This window comes from Paenibacillus sp. sgz302191 (assembly GCF_057749925.1).
The window spans coordinates 38,280-59,402 of sequence record NZ_JBYLHY010000021.1; the positions used below are offsets into that span (position 1 = coordinate 38,280).

General features: G+C 54.0%; 7 protein-coding genes and 1 pseudogene. 1 reads left to right on the forward strand and 7 read right to left on the reverse strand.

From position 1 onward, the window contains the following. Window positions 1-44: 44 nt before the first annotated feature. The 6 genes and pseudogenes from AC3G2T_RS25420 to AC3G2T_RS25445 form a co-directional block, all read right to left on the reverse strand. Window positions 45-15,548: an amino acid adenylation domain-containing protein gene (locus tag AC3G2T_RS25420; RefSeq protein ID WP_488437334.1), complete on the reverse strand. Its 15,504-nt coding sequence runs from the start codon at window positions 15,546-15,548 to the stop codon at window positions 45-47. A 546-nt stretch (window positions 15,549-16,094) separates the two neighbouring features. Then, window positions 16,095-16,604 carry an SRPBCC family protein gene (locus AC3G2T_RS25425; protein ID WP_474683039.1) on the reverse strand — a complete coding sequence of 170 codons (510 nt, stop codon included), beginning with the start codon at window positions 16,602-16,604 and terminating at the stop codon, window positions 16,095-16,097. Between the two features lie 200 nt (window positions 16,605-16,804). After that, complete coding sequence (locus AC3G2T_RS25430; RefSeq protein ID WP_488437335.1) at window positions 16,805-17,188, reverse strand: EamA family transporter; 384 nt, start codon at window positions 17,186-17,188, stop codon at window positions 16,805-16,807. Then, entirely contained in the window at window positions 17,161-17,601 is a 441-nt protein-coding gene (locus AC3G2T_RS25435; protein WP_488437336.1) for an EamA family transporter, read from the reverse strand. Before AC3G2T_RS25435 ends, AC3G2T_RS25430 begins: the two co-directional genes overlap by 28 nt. Before the next feature lie 358 nt (window positions 17,602-17,959). Continuing rightward, window positions 17,960-18,562, reverse strand: a complete 603-nt coding sequence (locus AC3G2T_RS25440) for a DUF4062 domain-containing protein (RefSeq protein WP_488437337.1) — start codon at window positions 18,560-18,562, stop codon at window positions 17,960-17,962. Window positions 18,563-18,673: 111 nt separating this feature from the next. Beyond that, window positions 18,674-19,045, reverse strand: a pseudogene (locus tag AC3G2T_RS25445) (transposase); the annotation flags it as partial. A 65-nt stretch (window positions 19,046-19,110) separates the two neighbouring features. Here AC3G2T_RS25445 and AC3G2T_RS25450 point away from each other — a divergent pair. Beyond that, entirely contained in the window at window positions 19,111-19,293 is a 183-nt protein-coding gene (locus AC3G2T_RS25450; protein WP_474683258.1) for a transposase family protein, read from the forward strand. Window positions 19,294-19,519: 226 nt separating this feature from the next. Here AC3G2T_RS25450 and AC3G2T_RS25455 read toward each other — a convergent pair whose 3' ends face one another. Then, window positions 19,520-20,962, reverse strand: coding sequence for an NAD(P)/FAD-dependent oxidoreductase (locus AC3G2T_RS25455; RefSeq protein WP_488437338.1), 1,443 nt, complete (start codon window positions 20,960-20,962; stop codon window positions 19,520-19,522). Window positions 20,963-21,123: the final 161 nt, after the last annotated feature.

The following is a 21,123-nucleotide window of genomic DNA, read 5'->3' on the forward strand; positions in this document are numbered from 1 at the left end:
GCTGCCGGACTTCAGGCAGTGGGAAACGAAGCCGCGGGTGAAGATTAAAAGATGAGTTCGATGGATTCCAGCTGTGGAACTGTCTTTTTCTGAAAACCGGTAACACGGAGGTCTGCCAAGCGCCGGTCCGGATGGAGCGCGATGACCGCCAACAGCTCAAGATAATCTCTTGTCAAGGCTTCGATCGATTTCATAGAGAACAAGGCGGTGCTGTATTCAAACGATCCCTTGAACTCGCTATCTTCAAGCTCCATCGTTAAAGACAGATCGAATTTGGCTGTATGGTGCTCCATGGCATAAGGCCGCACCGAGATGCCGTCAATCTCTGCATTACCGGATGCACTCTCGGCGAAAGCAAATACGAAATCAAACAAAGGATTGCGGCCCGGATCGCGGCGGATACCCAGCTTTTCCACCAATTCGGCGAACGGATATTCCTGATTCTCGAACGCCTCAAGCGTATTCTCCCTTACTTCATGGACATATTCCCGGAAGGTAAGCTCCTTGCGCGGATGGTTCCGCAGGGCCAGCGTGTTGACGAACATTCCGATCATCGGCTCCAGCTCCCCTGATATTCTTCCGGCCACATGGGTCCCCAGAACAATATCTTCATAGCCGCTGTAGTGGGAGAGCAGAACCGTATAGGCTGCCATGAGCGTCATGAACAGGGTGCTTCCCTCGCTTGCGGCCAGCTGCCGCAGCCCTTCCGTTACCGCGGAATCCACCTCGAAAGAGTGCCGTCCCCCCTCGTAGCTTCGCAGTGCAGGCCGGGGGTAAGCAATCGGAAGCTCCATTCCCCGGAGCTCACCGGACAATGACTTCAGCCAGTAAGCCTCTTGCTTCAGGTACTGCTCGCTTTGCATTCTCTCACGCTGCCAGGCCGCATAGTCTTTATACTGGACCGGCAGCGGCGCAAGCTCTTCCCCCGCGTACAGCCGCAGGAAGTCCCGCATGACGATCTGCATGGAAACGCCATCCGAAATGATATGGTGCATGTCCACGATCATGAGGTGCTTCCCGGTCTGCTGAGCGGCCAATCCTACACGAAGCAGCGGCGGCTTCGAGAGATCAAACGGACGGATAAACCGGGAGATCACCTCCTGCATTTCAGGAGCATCCTGCTTCCACGGAATCCGCTCGATTTCGAAAGGCACCTCTGTATAAATATGCTGCACCACTTCTTCCTCCTGGATGTCAAACCCGGTCCTCAGCGTTTCGTGACGCTCCATCAGCTTCAGGAAAGTGGAGCGTATCCGGTCCACCTCGATCGGTCCCGTGACCTCCAGAACGTGCGGCATATTGTAGACATCCCCTTCGCCCGACATCGTGCTCACGGTATAAATCCATTCCTGCGCAGCGGACGCCCTATAATATTCCCGGTTCGGCAGAACGGGGATGCCCGCGTACTCGGCCTGCTGCGAGCTTTCAACAAGAACGGCTAGTTTTTCCAGGGTCGGCAGCCGGAAAATTTCGCGCAGAGGAAGGGCAACCCCCATCTCCTTTTGAATCCTTCCTGCCATCGAAGCAGCCCCCAGCGAGTCTCCGCCGTTCTCAAAGAAATCCTCATGGACGCCGACCCGTTTCAAGCCGAGCACCTCCTGCCAGATCTCTGCGAGCTTCAGCTCTACCGGGGTCCGCGGCGCAGTGTAGCCTGATCCGCTATCCTGGAGCTCCCGCGGCTCCGGCAGCGCCTTCCGGTCTACCTTGCCGTTTGCATTCAGCGGCAGCTCCTCCAGGAACACATAGGCTCCCGGCACCATATAGGCCGGCAGCTCCGCCGCGAGGTATTCCCGGACAGCGGCCACCGTCAGCTCGCCCGACGGCACGATATAGGCGCACAGATACCGCTGCTGCCGTCCGTCCAGCCGGTCCATCACCACTGCTTCGCGGATCCCCGGGTGCCGGGCCAGTCGGCTGTCGATCTCGCCCAGCTCCACCCGGTAGCCGCGGATCTTCACCTGATGATCCTTGCGGCCCAGGAATTCCACGTTCCCGTCCGGCAGCAATCTCCCAAGGTCCCCGGTCTTGTACATCCATCCCCCTCCCGGGAGGAACGGGTCGGGCAGGAACGCCGCCGCCGTCTTCGCCTCGTCGTTCATATATCCGCGGGCTACGCCCACGCCGCCGATATACAGCTCGCCGACCACGCCCCACGGCACCCTCTCCAGGTCGTCGTCCAGAATGTAGAAGGCGTTGCCCCCGATCGGCCGGCCGTACGGGATGCTGCTCCAGTCAGCGCTGACTTCCATGGCCGGATAGTAATTCGACCAGACGGTCCCCTCCGTCGCTCCCCCCAGCGAGATCACTTCCGCTTGCGGGAACAACTGCCGGATCCGACCAGGCAGCGTGACCGGAATCCAGTCCCCGCTCATGAAGACCAAACGCAATCCAGCAGGAAGCGACTCTGACTTTGCGGAACCTTCTTCCAGATGATGGATAAAGTGGTTCATCGTCGTCGGCACCGAATCCCAGAACGTGACCTCCTCGGCCTCCATCAGCCTTAGAAGCGCCCCGGGGTCGAGCACTTGCTCGCGTTCCGCCACCACGACGGTTCCCCCCGCCGCCAACATCCCGAAAATATCGTAGACGGACAAGTCGAAGCACATCGAGGTGATGAACAGCAGACGGTCTTCCCCACCGACCGCAAACCGTCGGTTGACCCAGGAGACCAGGTTGACGGCGCTGCGGTGCTCGATCATCACGCCCTTCGGCGTGCCCGTGGAGCCGGAGGTGTAAATGATATAGGCCAAATCGCCGCTGTCCTTCGCCAGCTGCAGCGGTTCGGAACTTTCCCCGGCGATCCTCTCATCCTGCATGAGGATGACCCGTTCATGCCCAAGATCCGGGTAAACGCGGTCGGCCAGTACCGCCGCAGCTTCCGCGTTATGCAGAATATATGCCTTGCGGCTCGGCGGGTAATCCGGATCGACCGGCACGTAAGCCGCCCCCGCCTTGAGGATGGCGAGCATTCCGGTGATCATGCCGGTTCCGCGACCGGCCACCAGGGCCACATGATCCCCGCTGCGCACACCGTGCCGCGCCAAATGCCGCGCCAACCGGTTCGCCTCCGCCTCCAGCCGCGCATAGGTCAGCGTTCGGCCTCCATGCCGGACCGCCGCATGGTCCGGCGTTCTTGCCGCCTGTTCCTCGAACAGCCCGTGCAGCGTCTTCCCCTCCGTGTAGGCAGCCGCAAGCTCGTACGCCGGAGCATTCCATTCGCGGAGCAGCCGGTCCCCCTCCTCCGTCAGGATCAATGCCTCGCTGCCCAGAATCGGGTTCGCCTCGTCGCACAGCTCCTCCAAAATCCGCACATAGAGCGTGAATACCGTCTCCATATCCCGGTCATAGAAGTAGCTCGGGGCATACTTGATTTGGACATTCATGTGCTCGCTGCTCCGATGCACCTCGACATCCAGCAGCGTGTTGGTCATCTCGGCACTTTCCATTTCAAGCCCCGCCGCTTCCTCCGGGCGGATGCCGTCACCTGCCGTACGGAAATTCAGAACATGGAAGTCCGTATAGTTGAACAAGGTGTCGAAAATCGGGTTAAGGGACAGATCGGATCTTTCTCCGACCATCCGTGCAATATCGCTAAGGAACACTTCATGGGCCTTCATCCGGTAGAGGGTATCCGCCACCTGGCGAAGCAGCTCCTGCTTGGCCTCCCTCTTGCCGATGCGCATCCGCATCGGAAGCGAATTCAGGAAGCATCCGAGTATGCGGTCCCCGTCGTCCACAGCCGGACGATCATGGGAAACGACGCCGGTCACGATATCCTCTTCGGTCGTGATGACGCGCAGCAGGTAGAGATGGGCGCCGAGACACAAGTCCCTCACGGTGCAGCCATAAGCTTTGGCCCCCTCCTCCAGCTTGCGTACGAGCCCGGGTTCCACCGTTTTATTGATAATGGCGCTTGGCGCCGTGCTTGAGCGCAGTTTGCGCGCAATATTGAACGGCAGCTTGCCGCGCGTGCAGCCGGCGAGGAACTCTCTCCAGAATTCCGTCGTCTTCCCGTCCGCTTGCTTGTAAGCGTTCAACGCCACGTATTCCTTGTACGAGCTGCGGAGCGGAGGCAGCTCGAAGGATCGCGGAAGGGCATCCTGCTGTGCAGCGGCGAGCCGGTTGTACAGCTCCATAAATTCCTGCTGGAACACAGCCACGCTCCAGCCGTCGAGCGCCGCATGATGGAAGGACAGAAGGATCACCGCTTCCTCCGCTCCAATCCTGAACACCCGAAGCCTCCACAGCAGACCGTCGTCCGTCAAGTACTTGTCGGCCAGATCGGCATGCCGCCGCTCTTCCACATACTGCCGCTGAGCCTCTACCGGCAAATGCATGATGTCCTCTACCGACAGATCCGGCTCCACCTGCTTGTACACCAGCTGAAGAGGCTCGGAGAACCGGACGGTATCGAACACGGTCCGGAGGATGGCATGCCTGCACATCAGCGCTAGGGTGGTTTGCCGGATCAATCCGGCATCCAGACGGTGAATCCGTGCGGTGAAAAAGAACTGGTCGTGATAGATCGGCTCATCCGGCTTCAGCTTCGAGTAGTAGACCATACTCTGCTGGATTTTGCTCAGAGGATAGAAATCCTCGATTCCATGCAGCAGGTACCGCTGCATCGCCGGTTCATCCCGGAACCGATCCTGGAGTGCCTCGATAAGCCCCAGCCCTCGCGCCATCTCCTCTGACCCGCTGCCGGTTCCGGACTCCTCCATGCAGCGGGCAAACTCGCCGATGGTCTGGTAGACATACAAGTCTTGCAGACGGGCCTGAGTCCCGAACACCTGATGAATCCGGTTGGACAGGCGAATCAATTTAATCGAGTCCCCGCCCATCTGGAAGAAATTGTCTTGGGTCCCTATCTGACCCGCTCCAAGCACCTCGCTCCAGATCTCCGCCAGCTTCCGCTCCGTGCTGCTTTGAGGCGCCACATAGGCTTCCGCCCTTGCCGCCGCCGTGTCGGGAACCGGCAGCGCCCTCCTGTCCAGCTTGCCGTTAGGCGTCAGCGGCAGGCGTTCCATGGCGACAAAGTAGGCAGGAATCATATACTGCGGCAGTCTCTGGGCCAGATGTGCCCTAAGCTCATATCCCGTCATCTCGGCCTGGGCAGCAACGTATGCAACCAGATAGCTCATCCCGGTTTCGTCGGTCCGGTCGATCACGACCGCTTCCCGAACCCGCTCATGGCGCAGCAGAGCTTCTTCAATCTCACCCGGCTCGATCCGGTTGCCCCGGATCTTGACCTGGTGGTCCATCCGGCCGAGGTACTCCACATTCCCGTCCGGCAGCCAGCGGGCCACATCGCCGGTGCGGTACATCCGCCCCTCTCCTGTGAACGGATCGTCTACAAACTTCTCCGCTGTAAGCTCCGGGCGGCCCAGATACCCCCTGGCGAGGCCGACCCCGGCAATGCACAGCTCGCCGGGGATGCCTGCGGGGAGCAGGTGCAGGTTCTCATCCACCACATACAGGCAGATATTGTCAATTGGCTTTCCGATCGGAATGCGTTCCAGCCCCGGTGTGCAATCGAACGAAGTGACGTCCACCGTCGCTTCGGTTGGCCCGTACAAATTCACAAGCCGGATGCCGTCTTCGCCAAGGCATTCGTAGAACCTGTCCGCAAGCTGCTTCGGAAGCGCCTGGCCGCTGGCAAACACTTGCTTCAAGGAAGCCATGCCCTGTACCACATCCGGGTGTGCTTCCAGATAATCCAGGAACGCTCCCAGCATGGGCGGCACGAAGTGCATGGTTGTCACCCGCTGCTTCGCAATGACAGCCGCGATGACAGCCGGATCCTTCTCTCCTCCCGGCGGCAGGAGGCACAAGCCGGCACCGTACCAAGACCACCAGAACAGCTCCCATACCGACACATCGAAACTGATCGGCGTCTTTTGCAGAACGAGATCCCCTTCGCCGAGTCCATACTCTTTCTGCATCCAATGCAGCCGGTTGATGACCGAACGGTGCTCAATCATGACGCCCTTCGGCCGTCCGGTGGAGCCGGACGTGTAGATGACGTAGGCGAGATGGTCCGGTCCGCTAACGGGTATCGGATTGTCCATGGGCTCATCGCTGAAAACATCGCCCTGCAGATCAAGTACGGTGCCGTCGAACACGTCAGCTGCCTCAATGGCCAACTGCCCGGTCAGCAGCACCTTCGTCTCGCTGTCCTCCAGAATGTAGCGGATACGCTCCGCCGGATACGACGGATCGACCGGCAGGTAGGCCCCTCCCGCCTTCAAAATACCGAAGATCCCCACCATCATATCGAGCGTGCGTTCCGTCATCAGGCCAACGATCGTATCTGCCTGAACGCCGCAGCCCCGAAGCTTGTTCGCAACCTGATTCGCTCTGGCATTCAGCTCGGCATAGGTCAGCTTCCGGCCCTGCTCATCGGTTACGGCCGCCGCATCCGGTGTCCGCGACGCCTGTTTTTCGAACAAGGCATGGATCGTTTGCTCACGCGGGTACCCGGACTCCGTCCGGTTGAATACTTCCAGAATTTCATGCCGCTCCGGGGTCGTCATGATCTCCAAATCTTTCAGGAGCCCATCCGGCTCCCTCACCACAGACCTGAGCACCTCAAGAAAGTGGGTGGCCATACGCTCCGCAGTTTCCCGCTTGAACAGCCGGACGGCATACGCAAGACTGCCTTGCAGCCCGCCCTGTTCTTCCGTCAGCGTAAGGGTCAGATCGAATTTGACCACTCGCGAATCGATCTCATAAGAGCTAAGGACAAGTCCCGGAGCCGACAATTCGTCCTGCTCCATATTCTGAAGCACGAGCATCACATCAAATAACGGGCTGCGGCTCAAATCCCTGCGCACCTGCACCCGTTCCACCAGCTCCTCGAACGGATAGGCTTGATGGACGAACGCTTCCACCGCCCGCTCCCCTACTTCGGAGAGGAAGGCACGGAAAGACTTGCCGCCTTCCGGATAGTTGCGCAGCGCCAGTGTGTTAACAAACATGCCGATGAGAGGTTCCACATCGGGATGCTCACGGCCGGCCACCGGGCTGCCCACCACGATATCCGGCTGCCCCGAATATTTGAACAGCAGCATATTGAAGGCTGCGAGCAGCGTCATGTACAGCGTAGTTCCCGTCTCCCGGGCCAGCTCCTGCAGCCTCTGAAGCAGCCCCTGATCGATCCGGAAGGACACCGTATCCCCTTCGAAGCTTTGTGCAGGGGGACGGGGGTAGTCCGTCGGCAGCTCCAAGACCGGAACCCCATCCTGGAAGCGGTCAACCCAGTACTGCCGGTGCAGCTGCATCGCGAGCTGGGCTATAAGCTCCTGCTGCCAGACCGCATAGTCTTTGTATTGAACGGGAAGGGGCGGCAGTTCTTGCCCCTGATAGTATTGAATAAACTCCCGGGCCAGAATACCCAGCGACACGCCGTCCGAGATGATATGATGCATATCGAAGAGCAGCAGATGCCGGTCCGGCTCCAACCGGACCAGCCCGGCCCGGAGCAGCGGCGCCTGAGACAGATCGAACGGCCGGATAAAGCCGCGAAGGAGATCCGGCTCCGCCTGATCCATCACCGGGATGGAAAATGCGGAGAAAGGCACCGCTTCATAGATCCGGGCCATGACATTCCCGTCCTTCATTTCGAATCCGGTCCGCAGCGATTCATGACGGGCGATCAGCCGCTGGAGGGCCTCCTGGACCCGGATGCGGTCCAACGGACCGTCCATCTGCAGAGCCCCCGGCATGTTATAGCTCAGCCCGCCGCCATCCAGGTGACTGATCAGGTAGATGCGCTTTTGGGCGGAGGAAACCGGATAGTACTCTCTCTCCTCTGCAAGGGGGATCGGGGTATAACCGCTGCGGTTTGCAGCGTCGATCACCCGGGCCATGCCTTCAATGGTCGGATACCGGAACACCTCTCTCAACGGGAGCTCCATGTTCAATTCTTTGTAGATTCGTCCGATTAAGCTTGCCGCCGATAAGGAATGACCGCCGAGTTCAAAGAAGTTATCCCTCACTCCAATGTCCTGGCGCTTTAATATGCTCTTCCAGATTTCCGCAAGCCGGTCTTCGGTCTCATTGCGCGGAGCCACGTACACCGCTTCGCTCTGAACCGCATGCTCCGGCTTAGGCAGCGCTCGGCGGTCCACCTTGCCGTTGACCGTCAGCGGCAGTCTGTCAAGCTGTACGATGAAGGACGGGATCATATAGGCAGGCAGTTCCTCAGCCAGCGCGCTTCTAATTTCTCCCGAGGTGAGCCCGGATTCCGCCACAACATACGCGCATAAGTACTTCGCTCCCTCTTCATCGTCGAGCGCCAAGACGACCGCCTCCGTTATGGACGGGGTATCCAATAACCGGGATTCCACCTCGCCAAGCTCAATCCGGTATCCCCGGATCTTCACTTGATGGTCCATGCGGCCCAAGTATTCCAGCGTGCCGTCCGGCAGCCATCGCGCCAAATCGCCTGTGCGGTACATCCTTTCGCCGGGCTGAAGCGGATGATTTACAAACTTCTCGGCCGTCAGCTCGGCACGGTTTACGTACCCCCGGGCGAGACCGGCCCCGCCTATGCACAGCTCCCCTGCCGCTCCTACAGGCAGCAGGTGCCCGTTTCGGTCGATAACGAAGATGCTTGAATTGGCTATAGGTCTGCCGATCGGTGGCAGGTTCGGGAGAAGCGGATCCTTGCCTTGCATCCTGTGGGAGGTCACCACATGGGTTTCGGAAGGACCGTAATGATTGTGCAAAGTCACCTCATGCTCCAACAAATAAGCGCGCAGATTCGGATGAATCACTAACTGTTCCCCGGCCACGACAATATGCCGCACACGGCCTTGGGAGAGCGTCTCCAGATACCGCTTCTCCGAAGCCAAATATTTGAGATAAGCGGTTGGAAGGAATACGATATCCGCGCCGGTTTCCACCACAGATTCGACGAACTCCCTCGGCTGCCGCTTCCGGTCTTCTCCAACAATATGCAGCTCGGCGCCTCCAAGAAGCGCAGTGAACATCTCCTGATAGCACACATCGAAGCCCATCGCAGCAAATTGAAGAACCTTCGAAACCCCCGCTTCCACAGGGATGCTTTCCTGCTGCCACTGCAGCAAATTGATGAGGGTCCGGTGCTCGATCAGTACACCCTTGGGGGTTCCCGTGGATCCCGACGTATAGATCACATACAGGGCATCGCCTGAGCTGGCACCAATGGTCAGATCCGAAGCCGGCATACTCCTCGAACGGGAGATGGCCTCCTCTGCCGCTACTGCCTCTACATCGCCCAGAACGGCCTCCGGCAGGGAAAGCTCCGTCAACACAAGTGCAGGTCTACTATCCCTCAGCATATGCCGTATACGTTCGGCCGGAGTAGACGGATCGATGGGGAGAATAGCCCCGCCTGCCTTTAACACGCCGAGCACAAACTGAATATAACGCACGGACCGGGGCAGAAGCAGAGCAACGATCCCTTCCGGTCCGATGCCCTGGCTCTGAAGGAAGCGCGCCAGTTGATTCGACTGTTCATTTAGCTCGCGGTAGGTCAAGGCTTCCCCGTCCGAGACCACCGCAAGGGCATCCGGCATCCGTTCCGCCTGCTCCCGGAACAGGGCATGAACGGTCTTCTCCTTCGGATAAGGGACTGCCGTGTTATTGAAAGATTCCTGCTGCAGGAGGATCTCCTGCTTCGTCATCAGCTCCAGGTCGCCGACAACCCGGTGCGGGTCGTTCACCACTTGCTCCAGGATGTGGATCAGGTGTCCGGCCAATCTCTGCACAGCCGTCTCCTCATAGACACTGCCGTTGAATTGAAATTGAACCGACAGCTCTTCGCCCGGAAGCACGATGAGGTTCAGATCATAGTTGGTTTGCTCCCGCACGGTAAAGCCCCCAAATGCCAGATGGACATCCGGATGTTCCCCCATTGGGCCGAGTCCTTCGGTCAGCGGGTAGTTCTCGAATACAAGAATGTGATCGATCAACGCTCCATTCTGCGGAACCTTGGCCTGGATCTCGTACAGCGGATAAGCAAGGTAGGCTTGGGAACTCAGCGCCTGCTCCTGCGTTCTGCGCATCACTTCAGATATGCTTTCCTCCATCCGGCACACGATGCGAACAGGGATCGTATTGATACAAAGACCGACCATCGCTTCAATCCCCGGAATTTCCGGCGGTCTTCCCGAGACTACGCTCCCGAATACCACATCCTGCCTCCCGGTATACATTTGCAGCAGCACAGCCCAAGCGGTTTGCAAAAGGGTATTCATCGTCACGCCGTTACGCTGGGCGGTCCCGTTCATCCGCTCCGTCAAATCCCTGCCAAACCCGGCTTTGTACACTCTCGGATCGTAAGTGGACTGCTGCGCTTCATCGGGAGTCCGCTTCGGCAGGGACGACGAACCTTCATACCCCTCAAGGCAGGCCATCCAGTACTTCTCCGCCGCTTCCATGTCCCTTTGTTCCAGCCATGAGAGATACCGGTGATACGGCACGGCCGGAGGGAGTGCGGGTTCGTTCCGCTTGAGATAACAGGCGTATAAAGTGAAGAGCTCGCGGAAAATCAAAGGCAGACACCAGCCATCGAGAAGAATATGATGATGGCTCCACAGCATTTGATATGTCGCGTCTTCCTTGCGCAGTACGGTGACCCGCATCAGCGGATCCCTGCTGAGCTCGAATCCTCTGGCCCGGTCCCGGGCGATCAGGTCATCTATACACGCCACCTTCTCTTCCTCGTTCATGCTGCGGATATCCTCATACTGGAAGCTGATCTCTTTCGTCCGAAATACCACCTGCACCGGTTCTTCCCTTCTGCCGCTGTAGAAGTTCGTTCTCAGCACATCATGCCGCTCGATCACCGCATTCCAGCTTCTGCGGAGGAGCTCGATGTCCAGGCTTCCCTGCAGTTGGAGGCTGACTTGTTCTACATAAGCTCCGGGCTGGCCGCCGAGGAGAGAATGGAACAGCATGCCTTTTTGCATCGGTGTCAACGGGTACACATTTTCGATCTCACCGAAAGGCCGGCACTGTTCCGTCAGCTCCGCTACCTCTTCCAGCGTCATATCCTTGATTAACAGATCACTCGGTGTTAATTCGGAGTAACTCCTCTCCATGCAGTGGCCAATCACTTCGCGAAGTGCCGTCTGCAGCCGTTCAGCCAAGCGCTCGATCGACGTACTGCGGTACTGCTTGGAGCTGTAGCTGAGCGTTAGCGACAACCTGCCTGAAGTGACCGCGCAGTGGATATCCAGAGCGTACGGTCTTTCGGCATTCCCTCCGACCAGGCTGCCGCTGGAATAAGGCGATAGTTTGAGATTCAGCCCATGATTTTGCAGATCCTGATCGAACTGCCCCAGATAGTTGAAGCTGATCTCCGGTTTGGCGCAGAACCCCCACTTTTCTTTGCCCGTGGATAAGTACCTCAGGAGGCCGTACCCCACGCCCTTGCCCGGCACGCCCCGCAACTGCTCCTTCACCTTCTTGATCTGCTGCGAAAGGGGAAGCTCCGCTTCGTTCCTCAATACAACAGGGAAGATGCTCGTAAACCAGCCTACCGTTCTGGAAATATCGGTATCCTGAAGAAGGGCCTCTCGGCCGTGTCCCTCCAGATTGACCATGACTTCCTTGTGCCTGCTCCATTCCCCGACAGCAATTCCCAGCGCCGTTAACAGCAGATCGTTAACTTCGGTATTGTAAGCCCGATGCGCTTCTTTGAGCAGAAGCTCCGTTTCTTCCACCGTCCATTGGACCGTGAGAGCTTCGCTATCTTGAACCCGCGAGACCTCCTGCTCCATATCTTTGGGCAGTGCTTTAACCGGAGTGCGGTCCACCTCCTGCCAATAAGAGAGCTCCTCCAGCAGAGAATGAGAGTCCGCATAGGCCGTAAGCTTGTCCGACCAGACTTGGAACGAATCGGTTTTGAGCGGCAGTACCGGTTCCACACCGAGAAGAGCCTGCTCATACCCTTTGGCGAGATCTTCGAGCAAAATCCTCCAGGAGTACCCGTCGATCGCCAAATGATGGATGACGATGAGCAAATGGTCGCCATCCGCACATTGAAACAGCGCCAGCTTCATCAAAGGACCGGCACACAGGTTGAAGCCGCCCTGCAGCTCCGCCGCCTTCGCTTCGATGGTGTTCTCTGCAGACGCTTCCCCTCTGCAATCGATCACCTCCAGCGTGAAGAGATCCCCTTCCTCTGCGCTCCGAATCCACAGCGTATTCCCCTGTCCATCCTGCCTCATGATCATGCGCAAGGCATCGTGATGCGTAACGATCTGCTGCATGGTTAGACGCAGTGCAGCTTCCTCGAATCGTTCCGGCCGGAACAAGAAAAGACTCTGGTTATAGTGATGGAGAGAATCTTTCGTCAGCTCCATGAACCTTGCGATCACAGGCGTCGGACAGACCTCGCCGGAAACTTCCCTCTGATCAGCCAGCCGGGTGACCGGCGTTAGTCTAGTGCTCATCTGCTCCAGCGTCGGATAGTGGAATACATCCTTCATTTCCAGCTGATAGCCGGCGGGATACAGCTTGGAAATCACTTGGAGGGATTGGATCGAATCCCCGCCCAGCTCAAAGAAGCTGTCCTTGACGCCGATTCTCTCCGTTCCGAGGACCGACTTCCATATCGAAACGAGCAAATGCTCCTCCGGCGTCCGGGGCGCCGCATACTCCACACCGGTCTGCCTGTAGCCGGCGGGTTCAGGCAGTGCTTTGCGGTCGAGCTTGCCGTTAACGGTTAACGGCATGCCGGGCAGCTGGATCAAATGGGCAGGGATCATGTGCCCCGGCAGTACAGCCGTCAGGCGGCTTCGGATTTCACTTGAAGCAAGCTCCCGGGCCGCCACGTAATACGCGCAGAGCTGCTTCTGGCCCCACTTGTCCTCTCTTGAGATGACCACCGCTTCCCTCACATCATCCACTTGAAGCAGCTGTGCTTCCACTTCACCGAGCTCGATACGGTAGCCGCGGATTTTGACCTGGTGATCCATCCGGCCGATGTATTCCACATTCCCGTCCGGCAGCCATCTGGCCAGGTCGCCCGTCCGGTACATCCGCTCCCCGGGCTCGAAGGGATTCTCCACGAATTTCTCTTCCGTCAGCTCCGGCCTGCCCAGATAGCCGCGTGCCAGTCCAGTGCCGGCGATACAGAGCTCTCCCGGTACACCGATCGGCTTCAGCTGCCGGTCTTCATCTACGATGTACAGCCGGGTGTTATCGATCGGCCTTCCGATCGGAATCCGCTCCAGCCCCGGTATGCAATCAAAATAAGTCACATCCACCGTAGCCTCGGTCGGACCATATAAATTCACCAAAGCCGCCCCGTTGCCGCCGGCGACGCGATAAAAACGATCCACCTGCTGCTTGTGCAGCGCTTCGCCGCTCGCAAATACCCGCTTGACGCCGGCAAGCTCCTCCGGGTTCCCCGCCGTTTCCATATGCCCGAGCCAGGCATTCAGCATGGAAGGCACAAAATGAAGTACCGTGACTCCGTAAGCAGCAACGGCCTGTGTAAGCACGGCCGGGTCTTTCTCGCCGTCCGGCTCCAAGAGGCACACGCCGGCACCGTAGAGTGACCACCAGAACAACTCCCATACGGAGACGTCGAAGCTAAGAGACGTCTTCTGCAGGATTACATCATGGGCGCCCAGCGGGTAACGTTTCTGCATCCAGGCCAAGCGGTTGACCACGGCCCGATGCTCAATCATGACCCCCTTCGGCCTTCCCGTCGATCCCGAGGTATAGATCACATAAGCGAGATCTTCCGGGCCGCCTGCCGGCTCAGGATTCCGTGCCGGAAGGCCGCCATCCGCTTCATCGTTCAGTTCCAGTACGATCCCTTCGAAATGGACGCCATCCAGGGACTCGGCCGAACCGAGCAGCAGACCTGCCCCGCTGTCCTCCAGCATGTAGCGGATGCGCTCCTGCGGATAGCCCGGGTCAAGGGGCAAGTAGGCAGCGCCGGCCTTCAAGATGCCATAGATGCCAGCCAGCATATCCAGCGAGCGGGGAGCCATCAACGCAACCACGCTGCCGGACCGCACGCCTTCAGCTCTGAGCTTCCAGGCCAGTCGGTTCGCCCTCGCATTGAGCTCCCGGTACGTAAGCTTCTGATCCTTATATACGGCAGCCGTCGCATCCGGCGATCTCACCACCTGCTGTTCGAACAAAGAAACCACCGTTTGGTCCGAAGGATAAGGCGTCAACGTTTCATTAAATTCATGAAGAATCCGCTGTCTTTCTTCCTTATGCATGATCTCGATATCCTTCAGCCGAAGCTCGCCGTTCTTAAGCAGCTGATCCATAAGGAATTGAATGCGCTCATTCATCAGGATAATCTCTTGTTCTGTGAACATCTCTGTTTTGTAGTCGTACATGAGAATGAGCTTCCGTTCATGTCGCTCCCCAATCAGTAACGTCAGGGATTCGGTTTGCTGTCCGGTATGATGCCAGTTGGTCACAATAGGGATTCCGTTAAGCTCCGGAATGAAGCGGTAGTTCAGGAAATTAAGGCCGTATTCGAACAATTGATTCAGTTCGGGATGTTGTTTTTTAAGCAAAGGAATCAGGAGGTCATAGGGATATTTCTGGTGAAAATAGCAGCGTTTGAGTTCATCGTGAACGGAGCTGAATAGCTGGCGGAGAGGCACGTCGGTATCACTTGTGAGTCTGACAGGCATCGTACTCGTACACATCCCGAACATAGCCCGCTCTTCCCTGCTAGACCGGTTGAATACGGGCGTACCCAATACTAGATCGGTACACTGCTGCACTTGGCTGAGGTAAATATAGAGGACCGTCATAAAAAAGGAAGGAATTGAAATATTGTTCTCTTGAATGAATTTCCGTACGCCTGCATCCTGCTCATCCGAGAGGACAAAGTAACTTCTTCTCGCAGCGGTGGAATCGCTCGGAGCGGGGAGCCTTTCCGGCAGCGGCGTGAAGGTTTTCTGCCAAAAGTAACTGCTCTTTACCCGCCGGCTGGAATCCAGATAGCTCCGCTCGCTCTCCATATACCGCAGGTAAGAACCTTGGGGAGCGGGTGATTGAGGGAGCTGATCTTTACCGTCCGGCTGGCCGACAGTCCGAAGGTATTCATTCCAGATATAGTCAAGGAATAAGGTTGTCGACCAGCCGTCCGCAATGATGTGATGAAACTTCGCTATAAACCCCCTTCGCTCTCCGATTTCATAGAAATAAAATTTGAACAATTCACAGTTGAACAGGTCCATCTGGAACGCTTCCTTGCGGGATACGAGAGCTTCCAGCGGATCTTCAGCGCCTACCGGCCGGTCGAGCTGCACTCTTTCCACCGGCTGCAGATCCGCCTCATCGTCAATATACTGTCTGATCTCACCGTCCACCAGGATCAACCGGATGCGCAGGCTATCCTGATTCTCGATAAACTTACGGATGGCCTGCTCCATGACATCAAATCGGATGGCTTGTTGGGTCTCGCTGCTGATCACAATCAGATTCAAATTCGACTGGGGATATTTACTTTCCGTATACCAAATTCGGCTCTGCGGATGGGTTAGGGGAAAAAGCGTTCTTCGTTTCAAACGGGTCATTTGAAGCATGCACTCCCTTGTTTTTCGAATATATCATCTTATGGGTCAAGATGATCGAAAACCATTGTTTCTCATATTTCTCTTTTTTTAGGTGATATTAATTAATGTAGCATATCTTTTATATATAATCTACTTATGCGAATTCAAAATCTAGCTGCTTGTGGTTTGACACTGCGGGTGGGCAAGCACAAATTGATCAATCTTTGGGCTGAGTTTAAGAGTAACTTAATCCCAATGTTACCTATGTTATAACTAGACAGTCCAATTCTATGAATTTAAAAACGCCAATATCCATCCCCAAGGTTTGGATATTGGCGTTTCTATAATTTAGATGACTTCTTTTCTCTTATACAAATACACGTATAGCTTCGTGTGAGATGTTATCTCCAGGGAACGTACTGAACAAAGCAGTCACAATCGGGATGACGGACAATAACAGCATCACCAGATACATCCCGCGCCAATCCAGCGTGTGGCCAGCAATCGGTTCACCGAATCTTCTCTATAACGAAAAAAAGGGCGTCCTAGTGGACGCCTTCAGTTAGTTTAGTTCCTTCGCTCTGTCAAATATTGTTCAAGCTGATCGAAGGTTCCTCCGAAGCCCTGCTCCATGGATTCGAACATGCCCTCAAAGAAGCTTCTCTCTTCATCAGTTGCGTTTATCGGTCCGCTGCACAAGGTCATTGTGGTAATACCGTTATTTTCACTAAAGGTTACCGCATTGCGTATTTCCAGCGGGATCAAATCGCTAAATGGAGCCCGGACAATGTTACCCGCCTCATCTGAAAAGCTGTTGACCCAGACAATCTTTTCGAAAGCTTCGATTTCCTGATACACGAATTTACCCCACATTTGATTACCATCAGGAGATTGCATGTTGTAGTGGAAAAAACCTCCCGGACGGAAATCCAATTGCGCAACATTTATTTCAAATCCTTTCGGTCCCCACCAGCGTTTCAGGTGCTCTGCCTCAGACCATGCTTTGAAAACAACCTCGCGCGGCGCATTGAGTACACGTGTTATGACTAACTCCTTGCCTTCTGATTTTGCTGTCATATCCATTCCTCCATTTCACAAAATGAATCCCTGATTAAAATATACTCCAATCGGAATATTCCTGTCAAGGAATATTCATCTACGCAATAAAGGGATACCATTAAACTTCAAGTAGAATTTTTACTCCTGTTAAGCCCCGTCCTCTCTCCGCCAACTTCACCTATCCATGTGGAGCCCAATAGCAAGACAGCTCCGATCAGCTACTGCAAAGTCATCAACTCTCCTACAACCAGAGCTGATATCACTAATGAGGTTAGGGGATCGATATAACTCAATACGGCGATGCTTTGGCCTTGTAGTCCTTTCATTCCGGCAAAGAATAGATGAAATCCAACCCCGCCATGAAGGATACCTAGCACGAGCATCAATGCAACCGCGTCACCGGTGACAGAAAAGATTTTGAAGCCACTCGTGAACAGCATAAATGGGAGCAACATCGCCACCGATAAGCCAAGCTGCAGAAGAGTATTTGCCAGTCCGTCCAGGTCCCGAATAAACTTGTTGACCAGCGTCAAAACGGCATAGAAGCCTGCCGCGACGAGTCCGAAGCCGATACCTAGCAGATGATGTCCGGTTGTTTCCATCCTGCCATTTGCAAAACGAAGAACAGACCAAGCAAAGCAATAGCGACGCATACCGCCTTTTTGAGCGACAGCTTTTCTTTCAAAACGAAGGGTGAGCATATAATAACCAGAACAGGCGCAAAATAATAGCTCAACGCCGCATTTGCAATTGTTGTTTCCTTGTACGCCTGAAACAGAAAAATCCAGTTGCCGCTCAACGCCACGCTCGCAATGAACAGAGCAGCCGCATTCTTCTTCACCTTCCGCCACGACACTTTCTGCTTCGTCCACACGAAGACGACAAACAGCAACAGGCTGCCGATCAAGCTCAAGAGCAACGCAATTTCTCCGGATGACATGTTGATATATTTGGCAAACACGCCAACTGCGCCGAATATGATCATCGACAAGATGAAATAAATTTTTTCCTTCATTTATTATTCCCACTTTCTACCAATATGATGATGAGACCAATGAGATAGTCTCCCCTTACATACAGTAGAATCTATGGCAGGACCAGCAACATTCATGTAGTTACCTTGACAGTAGATTCTACTGTTGTGGTACTACCGGTGGAGCAATAAAATTATACATTTGATTCCCTCCTTCATGGACTAATGCGTTCATTTTTGAATTCTGTTGTGCTATAGTGTATCATCCTTTGCCCTACAGAAACATTTCAGAGAACAATTTTATTTGACCTGATTGAGCAAAAAAATGGACAGTACCGTCCCTCTCGAAAACGGATGTCCACATATGATGTGTAACGCTATATGAAATTACAGTTCCATATCATTGATTTACTCTTTTATTTTTCTCTAACTCAGCATTTAATTTAGCATTCTCTCTCAACAAACTTGCATTCTCTTCCAATAACTTTTGTACGTCTGGTACATCCTTGCCGGAAATCCAGCCATGCAAATCGTCTCTTCCTGCATACTCCGGCAATTTTTCATGAATAACCCACTTAATGTGCCGTTCATTTTCAGCATAAAACGTGGGTATTTCTTCCATTACTGATTGCTTAAACTCTTGGTACTTCTGATAGCTATCCATTACTACAAAATCGTCTGGCTTTTGTCTTAATGCTTCATCTGTGATAACAATAACAAATCTAGGTTTGCCAACTTCTCCGGCATAATCATATTCCCAATGAGTATAACTCTTCGATTCATCAGGAAGCATTGAACCATAAAGTCCTCCGAGTATTAGGATATAAACGTCAGATTCATAGATCCATCTCTTAATAGTTTCCATATGATGACCTTCTTTGAAGAAAAGCTCTACTCCAGCAGGAATGTGACCGGCATTAACAACAGCTTGTACAGCGGCTTGACGTTCTCCAATCAGGTCAGTAAAAGTAGACGATATGAAAACTTGTAATTTTTTTCTCATAGGCCACCTACATGAAATGAAATTAATATAAATCGTACCATTGGCTCGCTTTATTTGTCAAAAAATATCCAGAAACATATTTGGCTCGACCTTAAAATCAGTGCTTGACGGCTAAGTCCCCATGCGATGCCGATTGCACTCCAGTAGGATACCGTCTTTGTAGTTGCGACGATTGCGCGTAAAGTAACGACGACGCTGGAAAGCCTTAATGCGATTATGCCGGCCTTCTACTGTCGCGTTGGTCCATCTGCAACGATGATAGTTGACGATTTCCACCTTCCAGTTTCGCATCGTTTTTAAGGTGCTTCGAACTGCCGGATGGTCGATTCGATCCCCATGCGCACACCAACGTTCAAAACCAGATTCGGCGATGGTAACGCTCGGCGAAAAGTTGTACCAAGTGGTGAAGGCTTCTTTCCATTCCCATACGCTGCGCAAGAGCGGGGAATAGCCAAGCAAAATATGAAGACGATTGCCAGATTCTGTTTGTCGATCACAATGAACTTCATATCGACGCCACTCCCGTCGCCCATCTTCAAAGCTGCCCGATCTGCCTGTCGGTGCAGCACGTGATTCGCAAAGGTACCAATGGGACGCGAACCGTACGCCATCTGTCAGTCTTCAATAGGAAATCCTATCTGCACGTACCGGCGATTCGTTTGTTCTGTACGACTTGTCATGCCGGATGGGAATTACAACAATACAGGAGTGGCAGGAATCAAGTGGCTTAGACTGTTCAAGTCGCCCAGTGCCAATAACAAAAGCCCTCCATGGATGAGGGCTTTTAGCATTTATTTAAATTTCTGGCCGAGGTACTCGGAGAAATCCGGAACCTTTACAGTTATATTGACCAGCACTACCGCATACAGCTTTTAAATAATATTTACCGGCACCTACTGTAACAGTTGCAGCATTGACAGCTTGCCGATTCTCCAGTACTTTTAGTACCTCGTTCTTTTAATTTTGTTTTGCTGCCTTATAGAATTTACAAAGCATCTTCAAAATGATCAGGTCTTTACTAGAAGCATCAAGCAATCCCGCAGGCGGTGTGTAAACAGGATCTAGATCTTTAGCAAACTTTTCATATTCGGATTGCAAATTATACTCGATCTGATTATGCCACCCGACTGGAATTCGCCAACCGCTTTCATATCCGGTAGCAAGCGTATGCGCTACTGTTTCCGAAATGACCTCTTCACGGGAAAAAGGTTGAATAGGTTTACGCACTGGCTTAAATAGCTCTAAGTCGAAATCAGCTGGCTCGCCACTTATAAGTTTGGCCATCTCTCGAGACAAATAAGGCGAGAGCGTTAACCCATCACGAAATGTCCCCGTCATAATCCAGAGACCATTAAGATCCGTTTCGCCAATAAGAGGAAATCCATCGAGGGAAACGGGGCGATTCCCAACTTGCAGACGACTCATCCGTCCTTTCGACAAATCCCGCCGAATTTGGCGGTATGCGCATTCAAGAAGAAATACGACATCTTCTAACATAGGCGAGTCTACAGCTCTCGGAGAAATAATGTTTGTAGCTCCGACATATACTTCTCCCCTGCTGCGTGGAAGGATATGCAATCCGCATGAAAAAGCTCGGTTAGGCGTCCTAATTACAGAGTTTGGCGTAGTTCCATCCATCGTACTTACTAATGCTGAAACACCGTACCCGCTGACCAGTCGAGGGATACGTGCGGCAACATCAGGGACAGTATCCAACAAGGTTTGGGACTTGACACCCGCCGCTATTACGATTTTATCACAAATCAGACGTTCTCCAGAATTGAGAACTAAGGCTTCAACACGGCCATAATTCCTTTCGATCAGGACGCCTACTTCAGAAATCAAAGTTCCACCAAGAGAAATAAAGGACTCTTCCAATTTTCGAAAAAGTTGGGTGGTGTTTACTGCATGTTCATTCGGTATATATACGGCTTTAGTGGGACGTGAACCAGATTCCGGGTCAAGCCAATGAATATCGGTTGGATTAATATCCTCAAATGGCTCACCATACTCCGTCAGCGACTCACGAATGGCCTCGAAGTTGTCATCATCGATTTTCGAGTAACCAACGGTATTATGGATAACGAATGTTCCGTCGGCTGCACGAATGTCAGAAACACTAAGATTATCTTCCAATTCGTTTAGCCAATCGTTCCATAATCCGGTAGCACGTACCGCAAGATCGTGTTTCATGCGTCCGTATTTACTCTTTAGAAGAGTACTCGTTACTTCACCGAAGCTCCCTAGCATTGCGCCTGCAGCCGTCGATGCTGCCCATGGCCGATGGGATTCGCCAACTAATGCTACACGTAATTTCCTTCGAACCAGCGTAAGTGCCAGTGATAGTCCTAAAACACCATTTCCCACAACAACAACGTCATATACCGGATTTTTTGACATACATTCTTTACCTCTTTCCACGTTATTATTTGTCCACGCACCACCCGAATTTTGTGCCGTAGTTAGGCTAGATAATGCCTGGACTTTCGGGTTTCGAACAAAACATAATATTAACTGCATTTTTCATAAAAAAAATCAGATGCAAAGGAATGGATTCCTCC

What these genes read in the sequence shown, in the direction of transcription:
- AC3G2T_RS25440 (WP_488437337.1), bottom strand. Translation starts at nt 18,562, where the DNA reads ATGAGAAAAAAATTACAAGTTTTCATATCGTCTACTTTTACTGACCTG.
- AC3G2T_RS25435 (WP_488437336.1), bottom strand. Translation starts at nt 17,601, where the DNA reads ATGAAGGAAAAAATTTATTTCATCTTGTCGATGATCATATTCGGCGCA.
- AC3G2T_RS25420 (WP_488437334.1), bottom strand. Translation starts at nt 15,548, where the DNA reads ATGACCCGTTTGAAACGAAGAACGCTTTTTCCCCTAACCCATCCGCAG.
- AC3G2T_RS25430 (WP_488437335.1), bottom strand. Translation starts at nt 17,188, where the DNA reads ATGGAAACAACCGGACATCATCTGCTAGGTATCGGCTTCGGACTCGTC.
- AC3G2T_RS25455 (WP_488437338.1), bottom strand. Translation starts at nt 20,962, where the DNA reads ATGTCAAAAAATCCGGTATATGACGTTGTTGTTGTGGGAAATGGTGTT.
- AC3G2T_RS25425 (WP_474683039.1), bottom strand. Translation starts at nt 16,604, where the DNA reads ATGACAGCAAAATCAGAAGGCAAGGAGTTAGTCATAACACGTGTACTC.